Origin of the sequence: Streptomyces sp. DSM 40868, from assembly GCF_011820545.1 — a bacterium.
Classification (GTDB): domain Bacteria; phylum Actinomycetota; class Actinomycetes; order Streptomycetales; family Streptomycetaceae; genus Streptomyces; species Streptomyces eurythermus.
The window spans coordinates 8162798-8177161 of sequence record NZ_CP050504.1 but is presented as its reverse complement, the minus strand read 5'-3'; the positions used below and the strand labels follow the sequence as shown (position 1 = coordinate 8177161).

The 14364-nt window shown below is 74.4% G+C and carries 12 protein-coding genes; 6 read left to right on the top strand and 6 right to left on the bottom strand.

Features of this window, described 5'->3' with window-relative positions:
- Positions 1 to 183 precede the first annotated feature (183 nt).
- Both HB370_RS36715 and HB370_RS36710 read left to right on the top strand, forming a co-directional pair.
- The gene (locus HB370_RS36715; RefSeq protein ID WP_030788564.1) at positions 184 to 1005 is read left to right on the top strand and encodes a DUF1684 domain-containing protein; all 822 of its coding nucleotides are present in this window, start codon (positions 184 to 186) and stop codon (positions 1003 to 1005) included.
- A 340-nt stretch (positions 1006 to 1345) separates the two neighbouring features.
- Entirely contained in the window at positions 1346 to 2146 is an 801-nt protein-coding gene (locus HB370_RS36710; RefSeq protein ID WP_030788562.1) for an alpha/beta hydrolase, read from the top strand.
- A 60-nt stretch (positions 2147 to 2206) separates the two neighbouring features.
- On the opposite strand, the gene HB370_RS36705 is transcribed toward HB370_RS36710, so the two are convergent.
- Positions 2207 to 2869, bottom strand: a complete 663-nt coding sequence (locus HB370_RS36705; protein ID WP_030788560.1) for a ScbR family autoregulator-binding transcription factor — start codon at positions 2867 to 2869, stop codon at positions 2207 to 2209.
- A gap of 256 nt (positions 2870 to 3125) precedes the next feature.
- On the opposite strand from HB370_RS36705, the gene HB370_RS36700 reads away from it, so the two are divergent.
- Positions 3126 to 4271 (top strand): MFS transporter, encoded by a 1146-nt coding sequence (locus tag HB370_RS36700; RefSeq protein ID WP_051816033.1) that lies wholly within the window; start codon positions 3126 to 3128, stop codon positions 4269 to 4271.
- A gap of 96 nt (positions 4272 to 4367) precedes the next feature.
- Positions 4368 to 5249 (top strand): DUF1206 domain-containing protein, encoded by an 882-nt coding sequence (locus HB370_RS36695; protein WP_078637690.1) that lies wholly within the window; start codon positions 4368 to 4370, stop codon positions 5247 to 5249.
- Here HB370_RS36695 and HB370_RS36690 read toward each other — a convergent pair.
- Together HB370_RS36690 and HB370_RS36685 are read right to left on the bottom strand one after the other, a co-directional pair.
- A complete protein-coding gene (locus HB370_RS36690; RefSeq protein ID WP_208974476.1) occupies positions 5173 to 6858 on the bottom strand; it encodes an LCP family protein in 1686 nt (561 codons plus the stop codon). The two genes, HB370_RS36695 and HB370_RS36690, sit on opposite strands and share 77 nt — an antisense overlap.
- A 192-nt stretch (positions 6859 to 7050) precedes the next feature.
- Positions 7051 to 8076, bottom strand: a complete 1026-nt coding sequence (locus HB370_RS36685) for an urea transporter (RefSeq protein WP_063766437.1) — start codon at positions 8074 to 8076, stop codon at positions 7051 to 7053.
- Positions 8077 to 8457: 381 nt separating this feature from the next.
- Between HB370_RS36685 and HB370_RS36680 the strand changes: the two genes are divergently transcribed.
- Together HB370_RS36680 and HB370_RS36675 are read left to right on the top strand one after the other, a co-directional pair.
- Positions 8458 to 8814: an STAS domain-containing protein gene (locus HB370_RS36680; protein ID WP_030788542.1), complete on the top strand. Its 357-nt coding sequence runs from the start codon at positions 8458 to 8460 to the stop codon at positions 8812 to 8814.
- A gap of 264 nt (positions 8815 to 9078) precedes the next feature.
- Entirely contained in the window at positions 9079 to 9546 is a 468-nt protein-coding gene (locus HB370_RS36675) for a GreA/GreB family elongation factor (RefSeq protein ID WP_030788539.1), read from the top strand.
- A gap of 13 nt (positions 9547 to 9559) precedes the next feature.
- On the opposite strand, the gene HB370_RS36670 is transcribed toward HB370_RS36675, so the two are convergent.
- The 3 genes from HB370_RS36670 to HB370_RS36660 all read right to left on the bottom strand — a co-directional run bounded on the left by HB370_RS36670 (position 9560) and on the right by HB370_RS36660 (position 14359).
- On the bottom strand, positions 9560 to 12085 hold the full coding sequence (locus HB370_RS36670; protein WP_030788535.1) for an ATP-dependent Clp protease ATP-binding subunit: 2526 nt from the start codon (positions 12083 to 12085) through the stop codon (positions 9560 to 9562).
- A gap of 918 nt (positions 12086 to 13003) precedes the next feature.
- Positions 13004 to 13375: an NUDIX domain-containing protein gene (locus HB370_RS36665; protein ID WP_030788533.1), complete on the bottom strand. Its 372-nt coding sequence runs from the start codon at positions 13373 to 13375 to the stop codon at positions 13004 to 13006.
- Between the two features lie 102 nt (positions 13376 to 13477).
- Entirely contained in the window at positions 13478 to 14359 is an 882-nt protein-coding gene (locus HB370_RS36660; protein WP_030788530.1) for a diacylglycerol kinase family protein, read from the bottom strand.
- Positions 14360 to 14364 lie beyond the last annotated feature (5 nt).

The following is a 14364-nucleotide window of genomic DNA, read 5'->3' as shown; positions in this document are numbered from 1 at the left end:
GTGTCACATCCTAGTGACCGGCTCCACATATCCCCTCATCGGCAGGCCCGGCCCGCGGCAGAACGGTCGAATCGCCGGTATATGCCCCGGACATACGGTGCCGTGGCCGGGATGAACGGGCGGGGCGCGGTCGTTGAAGCGGACGCGGGACACGACCGGCAACACCTACCCGAGGGAGTGGACATGACCGTCCAGGACATCGACCGGTTGGCCTTCGTCACGGAGTGGGAGGAGTGGCACCGGGCCAAGGAGGAGGTGCTGGCCGGACCGCACGGCTTCCTCGCCATCACCGGCCTGCACTGGCTGGGCCCGGAACCGGCCCGGTTCGACGACGCTCCCGGCGCGTGGTCGGCGACCGCGGACGGAGTGGTGGTCGAACTGGCCGAGGGCGAGGAGCTGACCGTGAACGGCACGGCGGTGCGCGGCCGTTACGCGTTCGGGGTCATCCCCGAGCGGGAGAGCCGGTACGCCGACTGGGGCGAGGCCCGGCTCGAAGTCGCCCGGCGCGGCGGCCACGACATCCTGCGGCCCCGCCACCCGGACAACCCGCTGCGCACCTCCTTCCGCCACACCCCCGTCTACGCCCCGGACCCGCGCTGGGTCGTCACCGGCCGTTTCCTGCCCTACGACGAGCCCCGGCCGGTCACCGTCGGCGCCGCCGTGGAGGGGCTGGAGCACGTCTACGACTCCCCCGGCGAGGTCGAGTTCGAGCTGGCCGGCGCCCGGCACCGGCTCACCGCGTTCAACGGCCGCGGGCCCGGCGGCCTGATGGTGCTGTTCACGGACGCCACCTCGGGCGTGACGACGTACGCGGCGAACCGCTCGCTGTACATCGAGGCGCCCGGCCCCGACGGTACGGTCACGCTCGACTTCAACCGGGCCGGAAACCTCCCGTGCGCCTACACCGACCTGGCGACCTGCCCGCTGCCGCCCGCCGAGAACCGGCTGCCGGTGGCGGTGGAGGCCGGCGAGCGCATCCCGCTGGAGCGCGGCGGACAACCGTGAACCGGGCGGGCGCCCGGTGAGGGTCCGGGTGGCACACGGGCCCGTCGCAGCGCCGGGAACAACGGACCCGGGCCGCCGCACGGTTACGTGACGAACGGTGGGTCCCGTGGCCCGGCCGGGAGTGACGAGCGGAGGCGCCCGCCGCCAGGTCCGGACCGACGCACCGGGGTTCCGCCGCCCGGCCGGGAACTGACCGGCCGGGAACCCGTTGCCCGGCCCGGAGTAACGAGCGGAAGAGCCCGCCACCCGGCCGGGCGCGACCAGGAGAGGGGCCCGCCGCCCGGCCGGAATAGCATCACCCGGCCGGGAGTGACGAACGACGGTAGCCAGGGGGCCGGTTGTGGAGTGGTCGGAGCGGGTGGTGGTCCGGGACGGAGTCCGGCTGGTCTGCCGTGACGGGGGCGGTCCGGGACCCGCCGTGGTGCTGTTGCACGGGCTGGCCGGCCACGCCGGCGAGTGGGACGCCCTGGCGGAGAGGCTCTCGGGACGTCACCGGGTGGTGGCGGTCGACCAGCGCGGGCACGGCGCGAGCGAGCGGCACCCCGGCGATGTCTCGGGCGCGGCCTTCGTGGCGGACGTGGTGGCGGTCGCCGCGCGACTGGGGCTGGACCGGCCCGTGCTGGTCGGGCAGTCGCTGGGCGGTCACACGGCGCTGCTGACCGCCGCCGCCCACCCCGCGCTGGTCCGCGCGCTCGTCCTGGTCGAGGCCGCGCCCCGCGACACCGATCCCCGCGCTCCCGCGACCGTCGGCGCGTGGCTGGATTCGTGGCCGGTGCCGTTCCCCTCCCGCGCGGCGGCGGTCTCCTTCTTCGGCGGCGGCCCGGTGGGCGAGGGCTGGGCGGCCGGCCTGGAGCGTCACGAGGACGGCTGGCGCCCCCGGTTCGACCGGGACGTGATGGTCGCCGCGCTGACGGAGACCGCCCGGCGCTCCTCCCTGCCCGCGTGGCGGCGGGTCGGCTGTCCCACCCTGGCCGTGTTCGCCCGGTCGAGCCTGATCCCGGGGCCGGACATCGACGCGATGCTCACGGCGCGACCGCCGGCCGTGGCGGTGAGTGTCCCCGGTACCGGGCACGATCTGCACCTGGAACGGCCCGAGGTCCTGCACGAGCTGCTGGAGGGATTTCTCGCCGGCCTCGTGTGACGAGCCGGATCCTGGAAAAAAACCGCCCGTACGGTTTTCCGTCCGAAACGCGCGGCCTGCTCAGCAGGCGATGCCCGACAGGTCCCCGGACCGCCGCCGGGCCTCGGCGATCACCCGGGCACCGCGGTCCGGCGCGGTGTCCAGCCGGGTGAGGACGGGCGGGGCCGCGATCGCGCCGAGGAGGTGGCTGTACAGCGCCGCCGTGCGGTCGTCCAGGTCTTCCCAGCCGGCGAGGGTCTGCGAGACGAACTGCGCGCCCACCCAGGCGCCGAGGAACACCTGGGCCGTCTCCTCGGGCACCACGTGCGGCAGCACCTCGCCCCGCTTCTTGGCCTCGGTGAGCACGTGCGAGGTCAGCCGTGACCAGGCCGGCCAGGCGCTGCCGAGCACCTCACGGCCGGGCCGGTCGGCGGAGATCCGGACGCCGGCGAGCAGGAAGGGTTCCCGGGGCAGCCGTCTGGCCAGGGTCATCCCCGCGTCCACCCACTCCTGTAACTTCAGCTCGCGCGGCAGGTGGTACTCGGGTGTCAGCTGTTCCTGCAACACCCCTTGGGCGAGGGCCGCCTTGGAGTCGAAGTGGAAGTACAGGGCGCCCTTGGTGACACCGGCCCGCTTGAGGATCTCGGAGATGGTGGCGGCCGCGTATCCGCGCTCGGCGAAGACCGCTGCCGCGGCCCGCAGCACGGCGCGCCGGGTCCGGACGGCTCGGTCCTGCTGAGCCACACACCCTCCCCCGGGTCGGAAACCAAACCAAACAGTACGTACTGTACCGCACGGTGGGTCAACACCACGGCGGCCCACGGCCGTTGGGGACGGACCCGGCGGCGGGGGAATTCGGTTGCGGCGGGGCGGGCGGGCCGGGTGGGGTACTGCCATGAACGGTGCCATGCGGGAGGCGCGACGGGCCGGGGCGGAAGCGGCGCACGGGGTCACGGCGCGGCCGGCTGCCTGGCACCGTACGGCCGTGCTCGCGGCCCTGATGCTGGCCGCCTTCACCCTCAACACGGTGGAGAGCCTGCCGGTCGGCCTGCTGGAGCCGGTCGCCGCGAGCCTGCGGGTGTCCGTACCGGCGGCCGGTCTCCTGGTCACCGGGTACGGCCTGACGGTGGCCGTGGCCTCGGTGCCGCTCGCCCACGTCCTGCGGGCGGTGCCCCGGCGCCATGTGCTCACCGGGCTGCTGGCCGCGCTGGTCGTCTCCAGCGTGGTGTCGGCACTGGCCGGCTCCTACGGCGTCCTGCTCGCCGCGCGGCTGCTGGCCGCCCTCGCGCAGGCACTGTTCTGGGCCGTGATGGGTCCGGTCGCGGTGGGCCTGTTCGCGCCGGAGGTACGCGGGCGGGTGGTCGGGGCGCTGTCCGTGGCCGGCTCGCTCGCCCTGGTGCTCGGCGTCCCGGCCGCGACCTGGCTGGGCCGGCTGAGCGGCTGGCGGCTGCCGTTCGCGTTGCCGGCCGTGACGGGGCTGGTGTGTCTGGTGACGATCGCCGCCCTGCTGCCGTCCTCGCGCCCGGAGGAGGAGCCCGCCGCGTACGCGACCGGGCCCGACGCCCGCCGGTTCGGGACCGTACTGGCGGCGGGGTTCCTCTCCGCCACCGGCGCGTTCGCGGGATACACGTACATCGTGGCGTTCCTGGACCGGGTGAGCGGTTTCGCCCCGGGCACGGTGAGTGTGCTGCTCTCGGTCTTCGGTGCCGCGTGCCTGGCGGGGGTGAGCGTCACCGCCGTGGCGCTGGACCGCTTCCCGCGCGCGGCGCTCACCGCCGCCGTGATCGTGCAGACCGTGGGCATGCTCGGCCTGGGCGCGGCCGGTGACCGGCCCGCGGCGGCGGTGCTGTTCCTGGTGCTGACCGGCGGGGCGCTCGGTCCGGTGTTCATGGCCGCGCAGAACGCGATGCTGCACTGCGCCCCGGGCCGTACGGACCTCGCGCTCGCGGCGAACTCCGGCTGCTACAACGCCGGCATCGCGGCGGGCGCCGCCCTGGGGGCGCTGGTCCTGTCGCACGCCGGCCCGCGGGGTGTCTTCCTCGCCGGCGGGCTGCTGACCGCGGGTGCCGGTGCGGTGCTGCTCGGCGGGCACCTGCCGGGCCGGCGGCGGCGACCCGGCGGCCCGGCAGGTGCCGCACCGCGCTGAGCGGCCCGCCCGGGCAGGTGTCGGGGCGGGACGCGGGGGCACCGGCGGTGTATGGACGTACTACGCTCTTCGGCCCGGGCCGCGGACAGCAGACCCATGGCCGTGGCGGCCCGGGCCGGCTTCGCGGCGCGCGGGCTGCTCTACGTACTGGTCGCGGTGATCGCGCTGCGGATCGCCCTGGGGGGTGCCGGCGGTGAGCGGCAGGCCGACCGAGGGGGCGCGCTCGGCGAGCTGGCCGGGCGGCCGTTCGGGGTGGCACTGCTGTGGCTCGTGGGCGTCGCACTGGCCGGGCTGGCCGTGTGGCAGCTGTCGGAAGCGGTGTTCGGCGCGTCGGGCCCCGACGGGTCCAAGGTCTCCCGGCGGGTGGCGGCCCTGTTCCGTTGCCTGTTCTACGGTTTCGTCTCCTACTCGGTGCTCGCCTACGCGGCCGGGGACCGGGGCAGCGGCAGCGGCTCGTCCGACCGGCAGACCGACGATGTGACCGCCCGGGTGCTGGAGTGGCCCGGCGGGCAATGGATCCTCGGCCTGGCCGGGGCCGGCGTGGTGGTCGCCGGGCTGTGGATCCTGGTGCGGGCCGTGCGCCGGAAGTTCCGCAAGGACCTGCGGGGCGAGGCGCTGTCCGGGCGGGCCCGGCCGGTGGTCGAGGCCCTCGGGGTGACCGGGGGTGCGGCCCGTGGGGTCGTGTTCGCGGCGGCCGGTGTGTTCGCCGTCGTCGCGGCCGTGCGGCATCAGCCGGGGCGGGCGAAGGGCATGGACGACACGCTGCGCGCGTTCCGGGACCTGCCGGCCGGGCCGTGGGTGCTCGCGCTGGTCGCGCTGGGTCTGGCCGCGTTCGGCCTCTTCTGCTGGTGCGAGGCCCGCTGGCGCAGGGTCGGGCACGGCGGCGCGCCCGCCGACCGGGTCAGTCGTCGGAGTCGGGCCGGGTCCGGGCCGCGGCGTACGCCTGGGCCGGGGTCATGGCGACGCCGTCGAGCGTGACGGTCTTGTAGGGGCTGACCTTGGCGCAGGTCTTGCCCTGGTCGGCGGTGGAGGCGTGGGCGCCGCCGACGGCGGCCTTGGTACCGGCGGGCGCCGGGGAGGCGGTGGCCGTGCCCGGGTAGTGGTCTCCGCCGGGCCAGTCGCTGCCGACGACCAGGGTCAGGCCGGTTCCGGTGCCCTGCTTCAGGCGGGCGGACGGCAGGCCGAGCGCGCGGGCGACGGTCCGGGCGGCGGCCTCGCGGCCGGGGCCGTAGGTGAGGGTGGTGGTGGTCGCGGGGCCGGGCGCGTTGCCGGTGGTGGCGGAGCGGAAGCCCTGGCCGGTCAGGGCGTCGGCGAGGGCCCGGGCGCGGCCGGTGATGCCGGTGCCGTTGCGTACGGTCACCGCGATCCGCGCGGCGGGCTCGGCGCTCGCGGCGGGCTGGGCGGTGGCCCTGGGTTTCGCGCCGGAGCCGGTGGTCAGCGGCCGGTCACCGGCGATGGCGGCGAAGAGGGACGCGGCCCCGGGGCCGGCCACCACCCGGTCGGGGTCGGCCGGGTCGGGGGCGGTCTGCATGGTCGCGAAGGTGATCCGCCGGGCGGGCACCTTGTTGACGTCGGCCGCGAGCCCGATCAGCTTCTTGACGCTGCCCAGTCCGTCGTCCACGGTCAGCGCCTTGGTGGCGGCGTCGGCGAGCCGGTAGACCGCGCCGGGGTCGGTGAGCGTGCCCGCGCTCTTGAACTTGCGGATCATCGCGCTGAGGAAGACGTGCTGCGAGACGGTGCGGCCGAGGTCGCTGCCGTCGCCGAAACCGTGCCGGGAGCGCACGAACTCCAGGGCGGCGACGCCCTCGAGGGTGTGGGTCCCCCGGGACAGCTTCAGGTGGGAGTAGGTGTCGTACACGTCGTCGCTGACGCACACGGAGACGCCGCCGATCGCGTCGGACATCTTGACCACGCCGGAGAAGTCGAGCTTGACGAAGTGGTCGACGGGGATGCCGGTGAGCCGGTGGACGGTGGCCACCTGGCAGGCGGGCCCGTACCGCAGGGCGCTGTTGACCTGGCCGTAGTAGCCGGTCGTGGACCGGCCGGTCTCGCCGTCCCGGCAGGCCGGCACCCGGGTCATGGTGTCGCGGGGAATGCTCAGCACGGAGGCGTTGGAGCGGTCGGCGGAGATGTGCAGCACCATCTCCACGTCGGCGTTGCCGCCGGTCTGCACCCCGGTTCGCGAGCAGCCGCCGCCGAGCCGGCAGTCCGTCGTGCTGGTCCGTCCGTCGGAGCCCATGACCAGGATGTTGAGGGGGGTGCGGCCGAAGGCGTCGGCCTTCTCGGTGCCGCCCTTGCCGTCCAGTGAGACGCTGCGGAGGTTGCCGTCCAGATGCCGGTAGAACAGCCAGCCCGCGCCGGCGGTGATCACGACGATCAGGGACAGGGTGATCGCGGCGGTCCGCAGCAGCCGCCGGCCGCGTCCGGCCGTACCCGCCTCGCGGGGCCGTGTGCCGGCGCGTGCGCCCACTGCGCCCCGGCCGCCTGGGGAGCCCGCCCGGTCCGGCGCGGCCGTGCGCGGGCGGGGCACGCGGACACCCCGGCTGCGGGTGCCCCGGCCGGCCGGTCCGTCCCACGGGTCGGTCATCTTCCACTCCCCCGAACGGTCGGGCCTGCGCGATCTTGATTGCGTGGTTGCGCAATGTAGCAAACCCAACGACCGGGCCCGTACGGGTCCGTACGTGACGCACCGCCCGGGCGGCACACCGCGCCGCCCGGTCCGGCTGGGCAGCGGGGAGTCTACGGGCACGGGCCGGGCGCCCGCCGCCGCTCCGGCGGCCTACGCGGTCCGCGCCGTCGTGCCGGGCAGCTGCGGGCGTACCTCGTCCGTGTCCGGGGCGGGGGTCCGGGCGGTCAGCCGGGGGAAGGAGCGGGCGGCGGCCAGGAAGCAGAGGGTCGTCAGCACGAACGGCCAGGTGAACGCCAGGCCGCCGGAGGGGGCGAGCAGATGTGCGACGGCCGGGGTCACGGCGGTCGCCGTCGCGGCGCCGAGCAGCGCGTACAGCAGGGTGGCCGGGGCCGCCGCGAGGAACACGCCGCCCAGGGCGATGGCGACGAGCACCGCGTTGCAGCCCGTCGTGCCGTCGGCGATGCCGGCCGCCGGTGCGCCGAGCGCCCACGCGGTCAGGATGCCCGTGGCGCTGCCGGCGCAGGCCAGCAGGCCCACCACCCGGCCGGCCAGGAACAGACCCGCGAGCAGCAGCGCCCCGGCGTACCACTGGTCCAGGAAGAAGACCTGGGAGATGTTGCGGAAGAAGGCGCGCCACAGGTCGTCCGGGTGCGGCCCGGTCGCTCCGGTGGCCGGGCCGGGCGGCGCGGCGGGGCCGGCCTCGTGCGGCCGAACGCGCCGGAAGGCGGGCGCGGCGATGGTGACCGCGCTCGCCAGCAGGCAGTACGGCAGGGTGAGCGGCGGCAGCCGCCACCCGTGCAGCAGCCGGACCACGGCGGCGGTGGCGACGGCGGTCACCACGCAGCCCGCGGCGGCGAGCAGCGCCGTGGACAGCCGGCCCGCGCCGAGGAACACCGCGCACCACAGGGCGACGAGGCAGGAGTTGTACCCCTCCAGTCCCTGCTCCACCCGGTCCCGGGCGACGTGCAGCAGCCGTGCCGTGCCGGTGCCCAGGGCGGCGCCGCCTAGGGCGTAGCCGCCGTAGCGCCAGTCGGCCGCGGCCAGGGCGAGGCAGAAGACGGCGCCGGTCCGCACGTCGGCGAGGAACATCACCTGCGCCGGACCGCGCAGCAGCCACCGTCCGAAGCCCTCGCCCCGCCCCCGACGCCACCACCGGACACCGTCCGACCGCCGCACGTTCCGCCCCCTCACCGACACGCCCCCATGATTCCGCACTGCGGTATACATCTTCCGACATACGGTATCGACTTGTCGAGATGTTCCACCGGGGCGGGTCCGCCGTCAGGGGTGCGGCGGCCGACACCAGGGCGTCTGGGGGCGCGGGGTTGCGCGGAAAGGAGCGAACTCACGGCCGGCCCGACGGATATGCGCCGGAACACGACAGGGCCGGCCGGCATCTTCCGCGCGATCCGGGGCAGCCGCCCGCTGAGGAATGCGCGGGGCAAGGCCCGGTAAGACCGGTAGGGAATACCGGCGGCGGACCCGGCCGGGAATGCGCGGGTCCGGGCCCCGGAACGGCGAGCGGAGACGAGGAAACGCGTGGCGGACACGGCGGAGATGAACGAACAGGCGGGACCGGAGCGGCTGTCCGTCTTCCGGTCCACCATCGACGGGGTCGCCGTCGTCACGGTGACCGGCGAGATCGACCACCACACCTCGGGGATGCTCCGGGACGCCCTCACCCCGGCGGGCCCCGCACCGGGGACCCGCACGGTCGCGGATCTCAGCGGGGTGCCGTTCATGGACTCCAGCGGCATCAACGTCCTCATCGCCGGACACCAGGCCCATCAGCCGACGGGCTGGCTACGGCTGGCGGGGGTCCGCCAGTCCGTCCTGCGCACGCTGGAGATCGTCGGCCTCACCCCGCTGATCGCCTGCTACCCGAGCGTCCGTGACGCCTTGGAGGAGGACTGACGGGCCGCCGGTTGCGTCAGGACTGCGGGCGCCGCCCGTGGTTGGCCCGGTGGTTGCGGCGCGACTTCTTCTTGCGGCGTCGCTTCGAGGACATGGGACACCTCCCTCCGCGCCTTCCATGGGCCGGCATCGGCCCGGAGACCGGAACAGCAGCACACTATCCCGGTATGTCCCTTCGTACACTCTGGACGTGATTGATCCGCTTATGATGCGGAACGCCGGACTCTTCCTTCCGGTTACCCGTCCCGCCAAGGAGCAGACGTCATGACCGGTGACCCGGAGCCGATCAGCGCACAGGCCCGCCGTGCGCTGGAACAGGAGCTGGCCGACCTGCGGGACGAACGCCGGCTGGTCGCCGGAACGCTCCGGGAGTCCTCCGCGTCGGTCGGCGACCAGGCCGACCAGTTGCGGCGCGCCGACCAACTGGGGCGCCTGGACCGCCGGATCGAGGACATCACCGAGCGGCTGCGCGAAGCCGCGTCGGCCGGTCCCGCCCCGACCGACGTGGTGGGCGTGGGCAGCACGGTGACCGTCCGCTTCCCGGACGGCGAGACGGAGACGCTGCGGATCGGCGAGGTGGCCGAGGCGCTGGACCAGACGCTGGTCACCGCCGACAGCCCGCTGGGCCGGGCCCTGCTCGGCCGCCGGCCCGGGGACACCGTGCGCTACGACACCCCGGACGGGCCGGCGACCGCGGTCCTGGTGTCCATCGGCGAGCCTCCGTCCTCCTGACGGCGCCCGGCCGTCACCCGGCCGGTGCGGGGGCGGAGCCGGCGGGTGCCTCGGGTGCGCCGCGGCGCACCGAGCAGTGCAGCGAGTCGTCCCACACGTCGGCGACGATGGTGTCACCGGGCTCCGCCTCGCCGCCGAGCAGGAGGGTGGCGATGCGGTTGTCCAGCTCCGCCTGGATGGTGCGGCGCAGCGGGCGGGCCCCGAACTCCGGCTGGTGGCCGTGGGCGATGAGCAGCTTCTTGGCGCTCTCGGTGACCTCCAGGTCCAGGCCCTGGGCGCGCACCTTGTGCTTGCTCCGGTCGAGCAGGTGGTCCATGATCCGGCTCAGGTCGTCCTCGGTGAGACCGTGGAAGATGATGATGTCGTCGATCCGGTTGAGGAACTCCGGCAGGAACCGGGCGCGCAGATCGTCCATCAACTCGGCCCTGAGGTCGGACACATCGCCCTTGTGCTCCAGGATGCGGTGCGCGCCGATGTTGGACGTCATGATGACGACGCAGTGCCGGAAGTCGACGGTGCGGCCCTGGGCGTCGGTCAGCCGCCCGTCGTCCAGGATCTGCAGCAGGGTGTTGAAGATGTCGGGGTGGGCCTTCTCCACCTCGTCGAAGAGCACCACGCTGTAGGGCTGGCGGCGGACCTTCTCGGTGAGCTGGCCCGCCTCCTCGTAGCCGACGTATCCGGGGGGCGCGCCGACCAGCCGGGCGACGGTGTGCTTCTCCTGGAACTCGCTCATGTCGAACCGGATCATGCGGTCGGCGTTGCCGAAGAGCAGGGCGGCGAGGGTCTTGGCGAGTTCGGTCTTGCCGACACCGGTCGGGCCGAGGAAGAGGAACGAACCCACGGGCCGGTTGGGATCGCCCATGCCGGCGCGGTTGCGGCGTACGGCCTGGGAGACGGCGGTGACGGCCTCGTCCTGGCCGACGATCCGCTCGTGCATCTCCTCTTCGAGCCGCAGCAGCTTCTCCTTCTCGCCGGCCGTGAGCTGGGAGACCGGGATGCCGGTGCGGCGGGAGACGACGTCGGCGATGTCGGAGGCCGTGACGGAGACGACGCCCTCGCGGCGCTCCTCGATGCCGGCGAGTTCGCCCTCCACCTCGGCGACCTGCCGCTTGATCTCCGACGCCTTCTCGAAGTCCTCGGCGGACACGGCCTGGTCGAGTTCCCGGCGCAGCTTGGCGATGTGGTCCTCGCGGCTGACGATCTCGGTGGAGCGCCCGGTGCCGCGCAACCGTACCCGGGCGCCGGCCTGGTCCATCACGTCGATGGCCTTGTCGGGCAGGAAGCGGTCGCTGACATACCGGTCGGAGAGTTCGGCCGCCGCGGTCAACGCGCCGTCCTCGAAGCGGACTTGGTGATGTGCCTCGTAGGCGTCGCGCAGTCCTTCGAGGATCTGCACCGTCTCCTCGACGGTGGGTTCCGGGACCAGCACCGGCTGGAAGCGGCGTTCCAGGGCGGCGTCCTTCTCGATGTACCTGCGGTACTCGTCGATGGTGGTGGCGCCCACGACGTGCAGTTCGCCGCGGGCGAGGGCGGGCTTGAGCATGTTGCCCGCGTCCATGGCGCCCTCGCCGGTGGCGCCGGCACCGACCACCGTGTGCAGTTCGTCGATGAACAGGATGATGTCGCCGCCGGCCGCCTGGACGTCCTCGATGACCTTCTTCAGCCGCTCCTCGAACTGCCCCCGGTACTGGGCTCCCGCGACCATGCCCGACAGGTCCAGCACGACGACCCGCTTGTCCTTCAGGGTGTCGGGGACCTCGCCGGCGACGATGCGCTGGGCGAGCCCCTCCACGATCGCGGTCTTGCCGACGCCCGGTTCGCCGATCAGCACGGGGTTGTTCTTGGAGCGCCGCGAGAGGATCTCCACCGTCTGCTCGATCTCCTCGGCCCGTCCGACGACCGGGTCCAGCTTGCCGGCCTTGGCCTCCTCGGTCAGGTCGCGGCCGAACTCGTCCAGGGTGGTGGCCGGCCGGCCGCGCTCGGCGGGGGCCGCCTCGGGGCGCGGTGCCGACTGTTCGGTGAGGCCGGCCAGCCGCCCCGGGTCCAGGCCCTCGGCCCGCAGCAGCCGGGCGGCTCCGGTGTCGCTGTCGCCGATCAGGGCGCCGAGGATGTGCTCGGGGCCGATGTAGGACACCCCGGCGGCCTGCGACCGGGCGGAGGCGGCGCGCAGCGTGCGCTTGGCCGCGGGCGTCAGGCCCGGTTGCGCGGAGGGCGTGCCGGACTCGTGGGGCAGCACCTTGGCCAGTTCGGCGGCGAGGGTGTCGGGCTCCACACCCGCCTGGGAGAGCAGCCGGCGCGACGGTTCGACCCGGGTCGCCGCCCACAGCAGGTGTTCGGTGTCCAGGTCGGACGTGCCGTCGTCGGCGGCCCGCTGCGCGGCCAGGTTGAGCAGTTCCTGCGCGGACTCGGTCAGCAGCCGTCCGATGGGGACACGCTGCACCGCCGGGGGCGATGACGCCGGCGACATACCGAAGAACCGGTTCAGCAGCTCGCTGAAGGGGTCCGACGAACCGAACGGTGCACCGAACGACATCGACATGACAGCTCCTGGCGCGCGTGGGGGGCCGGCCCGTCCGCGGCGCAACTCCGCGAGCGGCGTCCGCGAGGGGAATCCGCGCTGTCGGCAACGCGAGGGACCCACGAGGGGTCCCTACATCACTGAAACCCCCGCCGGACGGCACCGCAAGCGGAGGGAGGGGGCGGGGCGGTTGGACCGGTGTGAACGCCGGGGTGTTTCCCGACTGCCGCGGGACCACCGGGGTGTTCCCCACCGTTGCCGGACGAAGGGGGCCGATCGTTGCCGGACGGGCCGGGCGTTTCCCGGTCGTTGCCGGACGACGGGACGGCCGTTCCGTCGCCGGCTTGCCGGGCGGTCTGGCGGTCGTGCGGTTGCGCATCTGCCTGGACCGGCCGGGGTGGCGGGACGGCGGAGTGGTTGTCACCGCCGGGGGTCACTGTCGCGCGCTCGTGACCGGGGGCGGGGTGACCGGCCGCCGGGGGTGGCCCTGACGGCCCGGGCGACCGTGGTCGGAGGAGCGTTGGTCCGTGCTCCGAGGGGAATTGCACCGGGCTCGGAGAGATGTTGAGCCGCCTTGCCGGCGCCGCCGCCTCGTCTTCGGCCGCGGCCGACCCGTACCCTCCGCGCCCGGAAGGCCACTGGGCAATGACCAGAAGGCCATTGAGCCGTGGCCGAACGGGCCGGGCCGTGGCCGGAGGAGCGTTGGGGTGTGGCCGGACGGGCCGTGCCGTGGCCGGAAGGCCACTGGGCAGTGACCACAGGGGCGTTAGGCCGTGCCCGCAAGACTGCTGAGCCGTAACCCGCAAGGCCGTGGCCGGACGGGCCCAGCCGTGGCCAGAGGGGCGTTGGACCGTGGCCACAAGACCGCTGAGCCGTAACCCGCAACGCCGCTGGACCGTGGCCGCAAGGCCGCTGAACCGTGGCTGGGTGGCCGTGGGGTCAGATGGGGGGTGTGTGGCCCTGGAGGTAGTGGTGTACGGGGGGTGACAGGGGGGTGTCGACGACCTGCTCCGCCGTTGCCCAGCGCAGCTGGTCCGGGGTGAGGCGGCCGCCGTCGGACGGTGCCTCGGTCAGCAGGCGGCACAGGATGGTCGTCCCGCCGTCGGCATCCCCTTGGTCCAGTGCCTCGGTGCCGTCGACCAGGTAGCCGGTGAGCTCGTAGACGACCCGCGCGGCGGTGGCCTGGAGTGTCTCGGCCGGCTGCGGGGTGCCCGAGGGCAGCCCCCAGCCGCCCTGCTCCGGGACCAGCAGCAGCCGTCCGTCGGACACGACGACCGCTCGCACCACACCCTCGGCCCGCTCCGCTGTCATCCGGCCCACCACCCCTCCCCAGACACCTACCGCCTACCCTGGTGCGGGCGAGGTGATGCTCCGTGAACCCCCGGAAATCGCGGGCGAGTCGGCAGGCCAGGGTCAGTACAGGACCGGCAGGTCGGCGGGACGGATCCGCAGGGTGACCGGCAGGGTGGCCTCCACCTCTCCGTCGGCGCCGTAGGGGACGGGCCGGCCGGCCTCGATGCGCAGTTCCCGGCCGCGCAGGACCCGTACCTCGGGGCGGTGCACGTGGGCGCCGGTGCGCAGTTCGTTCATCAGGGCGAAGAACAGCCGGCGCGGGGCCTCGCGGATCAGCACGATGTCGAGCAGCCCGTCGTCCACCCGCGCGTCGGGTGCGATCAGCCGGCCCGAGCCGTAATAAGGGGAGTTGGCCGCCACTACGGTGTAGCCGCGGTGGGTGTGCTCGGCCCCGTCGACGGTGACGCTGTAGTCGGCGGGCCGCCAGGAGGTGACGGCGCGCAGTCCGCCCGCGTAGTAGGAGGCGGCGCCGCGCAGCAGCCGGGCGTTGTTGGCGTGCCGGTTGGCCTCCGCGTCGACACCGGCGTACACGCTGCCCAGCACCACCGTGTGCGGGTGGGCGGCCGACCGCACCTCGATGGTGTCGACGGGCCGGGGCTCGGCGTGCAGCAGGATGTCCGCCAGCGCCTCGGGTTCGGCCGGCAGACGCAGCGCGCGGGCGAAGTCGTTGCCGCGTCCGGCGGGTACGAGGCCCAGGACGGTGCCGGTGCCGCTGAGCGCGCCGCCGATGCCGCCGGCGATGCCGTCGCCGCCCACGGCCAGCACGATCCGGCCGCGCTCACCGGCCGTACGGGCGATGTCCTGGGCGTGGGCGAGGCTGTGGCTGTACTCCGTCTCCAGCCCGGCCCCGGCCTCGCGGAGCAGCCGGGCCAGCCGGAGCAGGGTCGCCGCCCCGGTGGAGCCGCCCGCGGTGGGGTTGACGACGGCGGTGAACTGGCGCATCGGTG

Bases quoted from the DNA above. Each gene is read 5' to 3' on its own strand.
- HB370_RS36715 (WP_030788564.1), top strand. From the start codon at position 184: ATGACCGTCCAGGACATCGACCGGTTGGCCTTCGTCACGGAGTGGGAG.
- HB370_RS36670 (WP_030788535.1), bottom strand. From the start codon at position 12,085: ATGTCGATGTCGTTCGGTGCACCGTTCGGTTCGTCGGACCCCTTCAGC.
- HB370_RS36700 (WP_051816033.1), top strand. From the start codon at position 3,126: ATGCTGGCCGCCTTCACCCTCAACACGGTGGAGAGCCTGCCGGTCGGC.
- HB370_RS36680 (WP_030788542.1), top strand. From the start codon at position 8,458: ATGAACGAACAGGCGGGACCGGAGCGGCTGTCCGTCTTCCGGTCCACC.
- HB370_RS36665 (WP_030788533.1), bottom strand. From the start codon at position 13,375: ATGACAGCGGAGCGGGCCGAGGGTGTGGTGCGAGCGGTCGTCGTGTCC.
- HB370_RS36660 (WP_030788530.1), bottom strand. From the start codon at position 14,359: ATGCGCCAGTTCACCGCCGTCGTCAACCCCACCGCGGGCGGCTCCACC.
- HB370_RS36695 (WP_078637690.1), top strand. From the start codon at position 4,368: ATGGCCGTGGCGGCCCGGGCCGGCTTCGCGGCGCGCGGGCTGCTCTAC.
- HB370_RS36675 (WP_030788539.1), top strand. From the start codon at position 9,079: ATGACCGGTGACCCGGAGCCGATCAGCGCACAGGCCCGCCGTGCGCTG.
- HB370_RS36690 (WP_208974476.1), bottom strand. From the start codon at position 6,858: ATGACCGACCCGTGGGACGGACCGGCCGGCCGGGGCACCCGCAGCCGG.